This is a genomic window from Streptomyces sp. NPDC029674 (genome assembly GCF_044903205.1).
In the GTDB taxonomy this organism is placed as follows: domain Bacteria; phylum Actinomycetota; class Actinomycetes; order Streptomycetales; family Streptomycetaceae; genus Streptomyces.
On the sequence record NZ_JBJDPY010000025.1, the window covers coordinates 73863 to 86534 of the forward strand.

The 12672-nt window shown below is 68.6% G+C and carries 11 protein-coding genes; 4 read left to right on the top strand and 7 right to left on the bottom strand.

Features of this window, described 5'->3' with window-relative positions; genetic code table 11:
- Positions 1 to 2154 (top strand): multicopper oxidase family protein, encoded by a 2154-nt coding sequence (locus ACI2L3_RS36795; protein ID WP_404756796.1) that lies wholly within the window; start codon positions 1 to 3, stop codon positions 2152 to 2154.
- Here the strand turns inward: ACI2L3_RS36795 and ACI2L3_RS36800 are convergent.
- The 4 genes from ACI2L3_RS36800 to ACI2L3_RS36815 are packed head-to-tail and all read right to left on the bottom strand — an operon-like array spanning position 2105 to position 5468.
- Positions 2105 to 2569: a hypothetical protein gene (locus ACI2L3_RS36800; protein ID WP_404756797.1), complete on the bottom strand. Its 465-nt coding sequence runs from the start codon at positions 2567 to 2569 to the stop codon at positions 2105 to 2107. The two genes, ACI2L3_RS36795 and ACI2L3_RS36800, sit on opposite strands and share 50 nt — an antisense overlap.
- Positions 2570 to 2622: 53 nt before the next feature.
- Positions 2623 to 3255, bottom strand: a complete 633-nt coding sequence (locus tag ACI2L3_RS36805) for a LuxR C-terminal-related transcriptional regulator (protein WP_404756798.1) — start codon at positions 3253 to 3255, stop codon at positions 2623 to 2625.
- Complete coding sequence (locus ACI2L3_RS36810) at positions 3252 to 4754, bottom strand: sensor histidine kinase (RefSeq protein ID WP_404756799.1); 1503 nt, start codon at positions 4752 to 4754, stop codon at positions 3252 to 3254. Before ACI2L3_RS36810 ends, ACI2L3_RS36805 begins: the two co-directional genes overlap by 4 nt.
- Before the next feature lie 12 nt (positions 4755 to 4766).
- Positions 4767 to 5468, bottom strand: coding sequence for a response regulator transcription factor (locus ACI2L3_RS36815; protein ID WP_404756800.1), 702 nt, complete (start codon positions 5466 to 5468; stop codon positions 4767 to 4769).
- A gap of 263 nt (positions 5469 to 5731) precedes the next feature.
- Between ACI2L3_RS36815 and ACI2L3_RS36820 the strand changes: the two genes are divergently transcribed.
- Positions 5732 to 7063 (top strand): cation:dicarboxylate symporter family transporter, encoded by a 1332-nt coding sequence (locus ACI2L3_RS36820; RefSeq protein WP_404756801.1) that lies wholly within the window; start codon positions 5732 to 5734, stop codon positions 7061 to 7063.
- Between the two features lie 36 nt (positions 7064 to 7099).
- Here the strand turns inward: ACI2L3_RS36820 and ACI2L3_RS36825 are convergent, their stop codons facing one another.
- The 3 genes from ACI2L3_RS36825 to ACI2L3_RS36835 all read right to left on the bottom strand — a co-directional run bounded on the left by ACI2L3_RS36825 (position 7100) and on the right by ACI2L3_RS36835 (position 9951).
- Positions 7100 to 8380 carry a DegT/DnrJ/EryC1/StrS family aminotransferase gene (locus ACI2L3_RS36825; protein WP_404756802.1) on the bottom strand — a complete coding sequence of 427 codons (1281 nt, stop codon included), beginning with the start codon at positions 8378 to 8380 and terminating at the stop codon, positions 7100 to 7102.
- 101 nt (positions 8381 to 8481) lie between these two features.
- Positions 8482 to 9063: an NADPH-dependent FMN reductase gene (locus ACI2L3_RS36830; RefSeq protein ID WP_404756803.1), complete on the bottom strand. Its 582-nt coding sequence runs from the start codon at positions 9061 to 9063 to the stop codon at positions 8482 to 8484.
- Positions 9064 to 9222: 159 nt separating this feature from the next.
- Entirely contained in the window at positions 9223 to 9951 is a 729-nt protein-coding gene (locus ACI2L3_RS36835) for a response regulator transcription factor (protein ID WP_404756804.1), read from the bottom strand.
- 364 nt (positions 9952 to 10315) lie between these two features.
- Here ACI2L3_RS36835 and ACI2L3_RS36840 point away from each other — a divergent pair, with 364 nt between their 5' ends.
- Positions 10316 to 11017, top strand: a complete 702-nt coding sequence (locus tag ACI2L3_RS36840; protein ID WP_404756805.1) for a succinate dehydrogenase — start codon at positions 10316 to 10318, stop codon at positions 11015 to 11017.
- A partial coding sequence (locus ACI2L3_RS36845) for a fumarate reductase/succinate dehydrogenase flavoprotein subunit (RefSeq protein ID WP_404756806.1) occupies positions 11018 to 12672 on the top strand: 1655 nt, incomplete at its 3' end.

The window sequence follows — 12672 nt, forward strand, 5'->3', positions numbered from 1 at the left end:
ATGTACGTCGCCGCCGCCGGAATCGAACTCGCCCTGGGCATCGCCCTGTTCCCCGCCTGGCTGCTCGCCGCCGCCGCGACGGGCCTGCAGCCGGGCCGCCGCACCGCCGGCCGCATGCGGCGGATGTCCCGTATCGCGCTGTTGCTGGTGTCCGTCGCCCTGCTGCTCACCGCGGCCAGGCTTCTCGTGTACGGGCTGCTCGCCCAGAAGGGGTGGGTGTTCGTCGGCGACCGGCGGCTGTTCACCACCTTCGTCATGCTGCTCCCGGCCGTGGTCGCCACCACCGTCTGGACGGTGCCGTGGCTGGCGTCCGCGGCGCGGATGCGGCTGCCCGACCCGGGTGCGCCGGTGCCGCTGGACGAGCAGTCGCGCGCCCGGTCCCCGCGCCGTGTCGTGCCGCCCCGGCTCGCGGCCTTCGGCGGTCTCGGCTGCCTCGCGCAGATGGCCCTGCCGCCGGACCGGTCGTTGCGGCTCGGTCTCGTCGCGTACGGGCTGGTCACCGCCGCCGTCGCCGGGCTGCTGGTCTGGCGGGCCGGGGTGCGGCTGCGACGCCTGCTCTCCGGCCGTGAGGTCCCCCTGCGACGGGCGTTGGCGGTCCGGCTGGGTACGGCCGTGGTGGTGCTCGGCACCGTGGTGGGGCTGGTGAACTACGGGATCGCCGGCAGTCGGCTTCCGCACACCTTCTCGATGATGAAGGGCGAGGCCGACTGGGGCGGCGGTGTCGCCGGGCAGCACCACGACATGGCCGGTGGTCACGACATGGCGGGTGGCCACGACATGGCCGATGGTCACGACATGGCCGGCAGCCATCACATGGCCCCGGGCACCGGCGGCGCCGACGCCGTCTCCGTCGACCAGCTGCGCGGTCCCACGAGCGGTACGCCGGACCGGCGCTTCACCCTCACCGCACAGGCCAAGAAGGTGAGGCTGGCCTCCGGCAGGACGGTCGACGCCTGGACGTACAACGGCCAGGTGCCCGGCCCCCAACTGCGGGTCACCGAGGGTGATCTCGTGGAGGTCGAGCTGCGCAACGAACTGCCCGGCAAGACCCCCGTCACCGTCCACTGGCACGGCGTCGACGTCCCCAACGGCGAGGACGGCGTGGCCGGCGCCACCCAGGACGCGGTGCTGCCCGGCAAGTCCTTCACCTACCGCTTCCGCGTGGAGGAGTCCGGCACCCGCTGGTACCACTCCCACCAGGCGGCTTCCGAACAGGTCGACCGCGGGCTCTTCGGCGCCCTGGTCATCGAGCCGAAGAAGCGGACCCGGCCGGTGGACGACGACGTCAGCGTCCTCGCCCACGACTGGAAGACCGACGAGGGCACGGTGTCCGCGATCGGCGCCTCGGACGAGCTGGAGCGGCGCCGCGCCGAGCCGGGCGAGAAGATGCGTATACGGCTCACCAACACCAGCGGCACCACCCGTGAGTTCGCCGTCGACGGCGTCCCGTACAAGGTCACTGCCCTGGACGGCACGGACGTGCACGAGCCGACCGCGATCGAGGGCAAGAGGCTGGTGCTCGGCGGCGGCAACCGGATGGACGTCGAATTCACCATGCCCGACGGCCCGGTGCGGGTGACCGACGGCAGCGCGCCGGACGCGGGCATCGTGTACTCGCCCCACGGCAAGGGGAAGTTGGCGGCGGACCTGGACGGCCCCGAGTTCGATCCGTACGACTACGGCAGCCCGAAGAAGACGGAGCTCGGCCCGGACAGCGACTTCGACCGCGACTACAAGCTCGTCTTCGACGAGTGGCTCGGCTTCTACGACGGCAGCTTCGGGCTGAAGCAGACCATCAACGGCAAGGTCTTCCCGGACACCCCGATGCTGATGATCAAGGAAGGTGACCTGGCCCGCACCACCTTCGTCAACCGCGGGAGCGAGGACCATCCGATGCACCTGCACGGCCACCACATGCTGGTGCTGAGCAAGAACGGCAAGCCTGTCTCCGGCAGCCCGGTCTGGCAGGACACCGTGCTCGTCCGGCCGGGCGACGAGATCCAGGTCGCCTTCAAGGCCGACAACCCCGGCATCTGGATGGACCACTGCCACAACTTCTGGCACAGCAAGCTCGGCATGGTCATGCACCTCGCGTACGACAACGTCACCTCTCCGTACGAGATCGGCGGCCCCGTCGGCAACAAGCCCGAGTGAGGCGTCCTGATGCGACGCCGCCCGGCACCAGCAGTGCCGCGCCCGCGAGGACGAACAGGGACAGCGAGGCCACGTTGAGGGCCTTGTCCACGCCTCCGTACATGTTCAGGTGCTGCAGGTGATAGATCAGGTGCGGGATGCTGAAGACGAGCCAGGCCAGCCCCGCGAGCTGCACGGCGAGGACGTTCTCCGCACGCCACGCCGCCACCGCGCTCAGCGCGGCGAGGGCCAGGTACATGGCTCCGACGTCCTTGACCAAGTGCTCGTTGAACGGGCCGAGGACGGGCAGCCAGTGGCGGCCGAAGCCGGGGAACGTGTCGTACCAGGAGCGGGGGGCGAAGTACGCCCAGCCGCCCACGAAGGCCCCCGTGGCGGCCAGCAGCGCCAGGATCAGGCGCCGGAGTGAAGTGCTCATGCGTGGTGACGTCCTCTCGGCTCATGTGTGGTGACGTCTTCTCGGCGGCGGGCTCAGATCCAGCGGCGTTCGACTGCCCGTACCCCCGCTTCGAACCGGCTCTGCGCGTCGAGCCGCTCCATCAGCTGGGCGACCGTCCGCCGGACGGTCCGGTCGGAGGTCTCCAGGTGCCGGGAGATGGCCCGGTCGGTCAGCCCCTGCATCAGCATGGTGAGGATCTGCCGTTCCGTCTCGGTGGGCTGGAGGTCCTGCTGGGTGACGGGTTCCGCCCGGTCCCACAGCCGGGAGGCCATGGTCCGCAGGGCGGCGAGGACGCCCGGTGCGTCGGTGTGGGCCCAGGCGGGGTCCCCGTACGACCGGGTGGTGAGCAGCGCGCCCTCGGTGGTGAGGAGCAGGGCGCCCGGGGGCAGCCGGTCGCGCTCCCGCACCTGGGCGCCGCTCTGCCGCCACCGGGTGTGGACCGAGACGGAGGACGGGGTGCGCGACATGGGGAAGACGATCCGTACGGACGACGCCCGGCCGTCCTCCTCCAGGAGTCGCAGGACCGGGTCGTCGAGCAGGGGGCGGTTCCAGTAGCAGAAGAGGTCCCCCTCGGGGCCTTCGAGACCTTCGGCGAGGCGGCGGGCGATGCGTGCCGGGTCCCCCGGGTCCGGCAGGGGGTCGAGGAGGGTGTCAGAGATCTTCATCTTTGGGCCCCTTCGGCGGATGGTGTTCCCGGACTCGTGCGGGCGCCGGCGACGAGGTCGGCCTGTGGCGCTCCTGACGTGGGCGGCGGGGTGGTGTCGGCGCTGTCCGGGTCCGGGGTGGGTACGGCTCCGAGCAGGTGCAGTTCGGCCAGCAGCCCCGTAGGCACTCCGGGGGACAGGTTGAGGCGTCCGCCGGAGGACTCGATGAGCTTGCGGGCTATGGAGAGGCCGATGCCGCCGCCGGACTTGGCGGTCGTACCGTTCACACCGCCACGCGGCCCTTCGCCGGGTTTACGGCCCGTCAGACCCGGGCCTTCGTCGTGCACTTGAACGGTGAGCAGCTTGTTGTCGGTCAGTACGTTGATCCTTATCGCGCTGTTCTCCGGGGAGAACTTCAGTGCGTTGTCGAGCAGGACGTGCAGCGCTTGTTCGACGGCTCCGGAGCGGCTCAGCGCCCAGGCCTGCCGCGGCATGCTCACCTTCAGCTGGACGCAGTTCTGCTCCGCCACGGACGCCCAGCCGCGGACGCACTCCTCCACCACCTCGCACACGTTGACCACTTGGGCCGTGTGGTCGGAGGGCATGGAGCGCGCGTGTTCCAGCATGTCGGTCAGCGTGCGGTGGAGGCGGTCCACGTCGGACAGGATGCGGGCCTGCCGCTCCACCGCCGTGTCGGGGAGGTAGGGGCGGAGGTTCTCCACGCGCAGGCGCAGGGCGACCATCGGATTGCGCAGCTGGTGGGCGACGTCGGCGAGGAAGGTGCGATGCCGCTCCAGGGTGGTCTGCACGGAGTCGGCCAACTCGTTTGTGCGGTACCCGAGTTGGTTCAGTTCGTGTCCGGCGGCGAGCGGTTCGACGCGGGCGTGGAACTCTCCCCGGGACAGGGCGCGCAGGGTCTCGCCCAGCCGTCGGGAGGCGGCGCGGGTGCGGTGCCGCATGGCGAGTACGGGCAGGACGCACAGCCCCAGACAGAACGGCCAGGCGATCAGCAGCACCCCCCACACGGTCAGCACGCTGTTCCGCGGCCCCTCGGAGGTCCGGGTGGCCCACAGCGCCGACCACCCGGACTTCCCGGACCACCAGGTCGCCCAGACCTCCGGTCCGGAAGCTCCGGAGCCACGCACCCGCAGCCGTTGCGGCGGCATGCCCTGTGCGCCCGTCCCGCCGACGGGTGCGGACAGCCGCCGCTTCAACTCCTTGGGCGGCGCGGCAGGAGACGCGGCGGAACCCAGCACGGTTCCGTCCGGCATACGGAGATGGAGTTCCGTGTCGGATTCCTTGCCGAGCTCCTTGAGCCGTTCGCGGATTCTGGGCGCGGGAGCGTCGCCCAGGCGTTCCGACAACTCACCCCGGGCTTTTATGAGAACCAGCATCGACTGAGTTTCCGCCTGCTGGTCGGCGTGCCGTTCGTACAGGAACCCGGCCAGGGCCAGGGAGAGACTCATGACGGTGCAGCAGAGCGCGGTGGACACCACGACGTGCAAAGAACGTATGTGCACTGAAATGAACTCTCAAGCACAGTGCTTGGACTGAAAACTGAAACCGACGCCGCGAAGCGTTCTGATCCAGCGAGGGTCCCCCAACTTGCGCCGCAATTGGGCGATATGGGTGTCCAGGGTGCGTGAGGCGCCGAGCCAGGAATCCGACCAGACGGTTTCGGAAAGCTGCTCACGGGTGAATACCCGGCCCGGGGCACCGGCCAGCAGGCTCAGGAGCTCGAATTCCTTGCGCGTGAGGGTGATTTGACGTCCCTCGACGGTCACTGTCCTGGACCACTGGTCGATGGTGAGCGAACCGTGTGTGATACGTGTTTGCACCTTCACCGGTTCGGTACGAGGTTCACTCTGCGGCAATTTCTGCCGCTCGCTGCGGCGGATGACCGCGGTCATCCGGGCCAGCAACTCCTGAAGGTGGTAAGGCTTGACGATGTAGTCATCCGCACCGAGACGCAGACAGAGCACTTTGTCCATCTGGTCGGAGCGGGCCGTGACGGCGATGAGCGGTATCGAATGACTGGAACGGATCCGCTGGCACACCTCCAGGCCGTCGACGTCCGGCAGATTGAGGTCGAGCAGAATGATGTCCCAGGTCGGCACCGCTTCCACCGCTGACCTGCCGTCACTCGCGTGCTCCACGTCCCAGCCACGCTGCTCCAGGCTCTCGATCAGAGCCTCGGCCACACTGGGATCATCTTCTACGAGCAGTGCCTTCACTATCTCCCCCTGACAGTACGTGACATCTTGACGGCGGCGACCGAGTTGACGGCAGCGGTCGACCCGGGCCGACCCATCGTCGAGATCGCGCTGTCATCTTAGGTCGCGGCAGAGGCTTCTACGGACGGCTTTTGAAGAGATCACATTCCCTTGCCACTTACCGCACAGTCCGTTAGAGGGCGCCGTCTACTCTTGGCTCCGCGCGCGACAGATCGAGGAGCGTCAGCGCCTTATACTCGGAGTGATCCTGCGGAGGGGCACGGATGACGGCGAAGCGACCGCGTCGGAACAGAGCGGCAGGGGGGCTGACGCTTTGGGTGGTCTGCGGCTTACTGGCCGGCGTGGCCTTCGGCCTGGTGGATCCGGCGAACGCCGCGCGGATGCGTTTTCTCTCGGACGCCTTCATATCCCTGATGACGCTTCTGGTCACGCCCATCATCTTCGTGACCGTCGTCAGTGGAATCGCCGCGGTCGGCAGCAGCCGAAGACTCGGACAGCTCTCTTTCAAAGCCTTCGTCTACTTCGAGCTGGCGACGACCATCGCGCTCGGTACGGGGCTCCTCATAGGTGACGTACTGGGTTTTTTGCCCACCGGAACCTCTCCCCCGATCGACCCCGCCGAGCTGGGCCCCCTCAAACACCAGGCCGAGTCGAACTGGGGCAACGGACTGGGCCTCGACAGCCTCGTCCCGAGCAGCCTAATTTCTGCCTTCGCCCGGGGCAATCCCCTCCATGTGCTGTTGGTCGCAGTCCTCTTCGGTTTCGCCCTCCTCCAGTCCGGGGAACGGGGCGCACCACTGGTCGATCTGGTCGACCGGCTCGGTTACGTCCTCTTCCAGGCGGTGCGGATCCTCGCCGCGGGTGCCCCCCTGGCCGCGTTCGGCGGCGCCGCCTACACCATCAGCCGCTTCGGGCTCGTGCCGCTGCGCGGGCTCCTGTACCTGGTGGTCGCCTTCTATCTCACGTGTGCCGTGCTGATCTTCGGGGTCCTCGGCCTGCTCGCCCGGCTCAACCACTTCTCCCTGCTGCGGCTGATCCGGTTCCTGCGCCACGAGTTGCTGATCGTGATCGGCACCTCGTCGTCGGAGCCCGCCTTCCCGCGCGTGCTGCGGAAGCTCGAACTGGCCGGTGTGCCACGGGAGGCGGGCGCGCCGCTCCTGGCGAGCGGCTACTCGCTGCACCTGGTCGGCACGTGCCTCTACCTGACCATGTCGGCGACGTACGTCGCGCAGATGACGGGCGAGGGGCTGGCCTTCGGCGAGCAGATGCTGTTCCTGGCCCTGGTCATGATCGTCTCCAAGACCGCGGTGGGCGTGACCGGATCGGGGCTGCTCACGCTGGTGGCCACCGTGTCGATCACGCACACACCTTCACTGGGCGGCATCGCGCTGCTCGTCGGCATCGACCGCGTCATGTCGGAGGCGCGTGCCGTCACCAACCTGATCTGCAACGCCGTGGCCACCCTGGTGATCGCCAACTGGGTGGGTCAACTGGACGTCGTGCGGCTCCGGCACGCGCTCTCCGCCCCTCGCCCGGCCGACCCCGACCGTTCGGAGGACGACCCCAAGGTGGTCGACATCCGGTTCGTGGACTGAGGGACGGGCTGAGGAAGGAACTGCGGAGGGGCTGCCTCACAGGCAGCGGGCCGCCTGGACCGATGCCTCGAGGATGTCGCAGAGCAGGTCGACCTGGCGGTCGGTGAGGCCGGGGTGGCAGGGCAGGTTGAACTGCTCGTGGAACCAGACCCGCTCGGCCGTGGGGCACTCGCCGTAGCGGTGTCCGCGGGCGCGCCATTCGGGAAGCAGGTGGAGCGGGAAGTAGCGCAGCGGGATCTGCACGCCCCGCTGGTCGAGTTCGTGCAGCAGCCGGTGGCGGTTGAGCCGGCCGGCGGCCTCTTCCCGGACGAAGCAGGTGAAGAGGTGCTGGGCCTGCGTGATGCCTTCGGGGTCGCCGGGGGCGTCGACCAGTCCCTCGAACTTTCCGAGGGTCTCGCGCAGGCGTGCCGCGATCAAGCGCCGTCGTTCCACCAGGCTCGGCAGGGCGTCGAGTTGGGCGGTGCCCATGGCCGCGGCCGCTTCACCGAGCGTCGCGTTGGTCCCGTGCCGGTGCAGAGCCACGAGGTCGTGGGTGTACGCGTTCCCGGGATAGAGGGCGCCGGGCAGGTTCTCCTTGGAGTCGCCGAAGTGGTGTCGCTGGGGCAGGAAGCGCCCGTCCACCTCGTTGCCGCGGAGCCGGTCCACGCGCTCGGCCCACTCCCCGTCGGAGAACGTCAGCATGCCGCCTTCGCCGAGCGTGGTGATGTTCTTGCTGGAGTGGAAGCTGAAGCAGCCGATGTCGGCCAGGGCGCCGGGGCGCACCCCGTGGTAGAGGCTGCCCAGCGCGTGCGCGGAGTCCTCGATGACGAGCGCGTCGTGGGCGCGGGCGATGTCCATGATCTCGTGCATGTCGGCGGGGTGGCCGCCGTAGTGCACGAGGATGACCGCGCGGGTCTTGGGCCCGATCAGCCGCTCGAGGCACCGCGGGTCCATGTTGAGGGTGTCGCTCCTGATGTCGCAGAACTTCACCGTGACGTCGGGGTACTGCAGGAGCGGCTGGATGGACGCCTGATAGGTCTGGGGGGTGACGATCACCTCGTCGCCGGGGCGCAGGCCGAGCAGGTGGATGGCGAGTTCGAGCGCGACGGTGCCGCTGGTGGTGCTCATCGCGTACGGAGTTCCCACGTAACTCTGGAAGCGCCGCTCGAACTGCTCGCGCCGGCTGCCGCCGGACAGCGTCTCGCCGGAGCCGAGCACTTGCGTGACCGCCTGGATCTCGCGCTCTCTCACGACACTGCCGATGGGCAGGTAGGGAACGACGTATTCCTTGTCGGGCTTCCGGAAGGCACCCAGCTTGGGTATGTCTCCGATGGTCATGGCGTCTCCAAAAGGGTCGGTTGAGCCGGTGTCCGGCCTTCTGAGGTACGGGGCCCGGAGAGCGGGACTCGATTTCCCGGCCCTGTGGCGTGGAGGGGCCGTCAGACTCGGGCCGCGCGCAGTCGCCCGGTCGTTTCGACGAGGGCGGCGCACAGGGCGTCGAGGCGCCGGCGCGCCCGGACGCCCTGGAGCACGCGGTGGCCTTCGGCGGTCCGTCCGAAGTCGCCGGGGACCGTCACCAGTTGTTCCGGCAGGGCGATCCCGCGCAGCGCGCGCACCACTGTCCGCAGTCCGTCGCAGACCTGTACGGCGGAGAGGTTGGCCCCGTGCGCCACGAGCCCGGTGGGTTTGGCGGCGAGCGGCGAGGTGTCCAGGTGGTCCAGGGCGTTCTTCACGACCCCGCTGAAGGAGCCGTGGTACATCGGCGACGCGATCACGAAGGCGTCGGCCTCGCCCGCCAGTCGCGCGAACTTGCGGGCGTAGGGGTCGGCGTACTCGTCGGGCCTGCCGTGCCGGCTCGGGTCCACGATGGGCAGCGGCTGCGCCGCGAGGTCCCAGACCTGTGGGTCCGCACCCAGCTCGGCCAGCATCCGGCTCGCGGCCTCGGTCGTGGCCGTGGTGTGCGACCCGCTGGTGGGGCTGCCGCTCACCAGCAGGACGACGGGGCGCTGGGTCTGACTCAACGGTTCAAGCCTTTCAGTGCCGGTGGATGGAGCTTCGGGAGACCGGGGGCGGCCTGTGCGACGTGGAGAGGATGGCCGAATCCCGTCGGGAGCAAAAGGCTGATGGCCACTCACGGACGGCCGGTGTCCCAAAGCGGCGCCCTGTTCGAAGACAGGCTCTCAGGGCCGTCCCGGCTTGGGGCGGGCCGCCGTGTCGATGCTCTTGAGCCAGCCCCGGCGGGCGGCGAGGGCGCCGGCCTCGAAGCGGCTCTGGGCGTTGAGCTCCTGCATCATCCGGGTGACGGCACGGCTCACCGTCCGCTTGGAGACGCCGAGCGAGGCGGCTATCTGCTCGTCGGTGTATCCGCGGGCGAGCAGCAGGAGCACGTCCAGGGCCTGGCGGTCGTCGGGGGCATGGGCGCAGGTGCGCCGCGGGCTGGCGTTCTCCCACAGGTCGTGGAAGAGGTAGTGCAGCATGCCGGTGGTCTCGGAGCACTCGGACACCGTGACGGCGCCGTCAAGTCCGTTGGTGTTTGCGGTGGGTTGGACGACGACCGAGGTGCGGCTGTCCAGCAGGGCGAACGTCACCTCGGTTCTCTCGGCGGTGCGGATCTGGATGCCCGAGCCGGCCTGCCAGGAGAGGTAGGACTCGACGTGCGGGGACGACAGTGCCTCTTCGTCCCAGACGGCGCGGACCCGCACCCAGCGGTGCAGCAGGCCGGTCAGGGCCTGCTTGTCCTGGCGGATCGCCGTCGGGCCCAGCGTGCGGGGCCCGTAGACGATGGATACGTCGTGGCGTGCCGCTTCGAGGGCGGCGTGGTAGGGGAAGCGGGTCCGGGGGCCCATCGGCCTCTGCGTGGCCTGGGGACGGGGCGAATACCGGACAGGGGACGTGGCGGTGATGGTCATGGCTGTGCTCCTTACGCTCCACTGTGCGGTGAAGAGCCAAGAGGCCTGCGTGACACGGAAGATGACGCCACCCGATGAGGGGGGTGGACGTTCGCCCTCAGGCTAGGAGCACTGAGTAAAAACAATGCGCGCGCATGTATGCGGAACGTCAGGTCTCTGTGAGTTCTTGGACGCGATCGGGAGCGGCACCCGCCCCGGAGGGGGGTCTGACAGGCCCCTGACAGTCATCAACTCACCTTGACAGCAAGTGAGTTACCCCTACTTGGCACCGGGTAACCATGGGGTCACGATAGTCATAGCCTATGGAAAGCATGCGTTTCTTGAGTTGGTGCCCATGTGATGCGTGGGCTTAGCATCCGGTCCCATGACTCTGGTGACTCGTACGACGAGCACGTCGAGGTCCCGCTCGATGTGGGGCTCGACGGTAGGCAAGAAGGCGGTCATGGCCGCGAGCGGTCTGGTCATGATTGCCTACCTCGTGGTGCATATGGTGGCAAATGCGAAGATCTTCTTTGGCGCGGCCGGCTTCGACGCCTACGGGCACTGGTTGCGAGTCATGGGTGAGCCGGTACTGCACCGTGAGTGGGGGCTGTGGATCGCCCGGGTGGTCCTCCTCGTCTCGGTGATCGCACACGGGGTGTCGGCGTACCAGCTGAGCCGCCGCGACATCCAGGCGCGCCCCACCAAGTACGTGCACAAGAAGCCGCGCACCAGCTACGCCACGCGCACCATGCGCTGGGGCGGCGTCATCCTCGGCCTGTTCATCGTCTGGCACATCCTGGACATCACGACCGGCACCGTGCACCCGGGCTTCGAGGAGGGCAAGCCGTACAACAACGTCGTGGACACGTTCTCGACCTGGTACGGCAACGTCATCTACATCGTCGCCATGCTCGCCATGGGGATGCACGTGCGGCACGGACTGTGGAGCGCCGCACAGACGCTGGGCGTCGGCAGCCGGGTCCGTGACCGCTCCCTCAAGGCCCTGGCCAACGGACTCGCGCTGGTGCTGACCGTTGGCTTCATCTCTGTTCCCGTGGGTGTCATGACCGGAGTAGTGAGCTGAATGAACTCCTTTGCTGAGTACGCGATCGGCGAGCCGCTCGTCGACGACAAGGCCCCTTCCGGGCCGATCGCCGAGCGCTGGGACACCCGCCGCTTCGAGGCGAAGCTGGTCAACCCGGCCAACCGCCGCAAGCACAAGGTGATCGTGGTGGGGACGGGCCTCGCGGGCGGCGCGGCCGGTGCCACGCTGGCCGAGCAGGGCTACCACGTGGTGCAGTTCTGCTATCAGGACTCGCCGCGTCGTGCGCACTCGATCGCCGCGCAGGGCGGTATCAACGCGGCGAAGAACTACCGCAACGACGGTGACTCCGTGCACCGGCTGTTCTACGACACCGTCAAGGGCGGCGACTTCCGCGCGCGTGAGTCCAACGTGCACCGCCTGGCGCAGATCTCGGTGGAGATCATCGACCAGTGCGTGGCGCAGGGTGTGCCCTTCGCCCGCGAGTACGGCGGACTCCTCGACACCCGCTCGTTCGGTGGTGTGCAGGTGTCCCGCACCTTCTACGCGCGCGGCCAGACCGGGCAGCAGCTGCTGCTTGGCGCCTATCAGGCGCTGTCCCGGCAGATCGCCGCGGGGAACGTGGAGATGCATCCCCGTACGGAGATGCTCGATGTGATCGTGGTGGACGGGCGGGCGCGCGGCATCGTCGCCCGTGACCTGATCACCGGGAAGATCGACACGTACTTCGCCGACGCCGTCGTCCTGGCCTCGGGCGGTTACGGCAACGTCTTCTACCTGTCGACCAACGCCATGAACTCCAACGCCACCGCCGTGTGGCGAGCCCACCGGCGCGGCGCCTACTTCGCCAACCCCTGCTTCACCCAGATCCACCCCACCTGCATCCCGCGCACCGGCGACCACCAGTCCAAGCTCACCCTGATGAGCGAATCGCTGCGCAACGACGGCCGCATCTGGGTGCCCAAGGCCAAGGGCGACACGCGCCCGGCCAACGAGATCCCCGAGGACGAGCGCGACTACTACCTGGAGCGCATCTACCCCTCCTTCGGCAACCTCGTGCCCCGCGACATCGCCTCCCGCGCCGCCAAGAACGTGTGCGACGAGGGCCGCGGTGTCGGCCCCGGCGGCGAGGGCGTCTACCTCGACTTCGCCGACGCCATCAAGCGCATGGGCAAGAAGAAGGTCGAGGCCAAGTACGGCAACCTCTTCGACATGTACGCGCGGATCACCGACGAGGACCCGTACAAGACGCCCATGCGGATCTATCCCGCCGTGCACTACACGATGGGCGGACTGTGGGTCGACTACGACCTTCAGACCACCGTCCCGGGTCTCTTCGCGATCGGTGAGGCGAACTTCTCCGACCACGGCGCGAACCGGCTCGGTGCGAGCGCGCTGATGCAGGGTCTGGCCGACGGCTACTTCGTGCTGCCCTCGACCATCAACGACTACCTCGCCCGCAACCCGCACAAGGACGAGGTCAAGGCCGAACACCCCGTCGTGCGCGAAGTGCTGGCCGAGACCGAGGACCGCCTCGCCCGGCTGCTGGCCGTCGACGGCGACCGCACCCCGGACTCCTTCCACCGCGAACTGGGCTCCGTGATGTGGGAGTTCTGCGGCATGGCGCGTACCGAGTCCGGTCTGCGCAAGGCGCTGGAGCGGATTCCGCAGATCCGGGAGGAGTTCTGGCGCCGGAT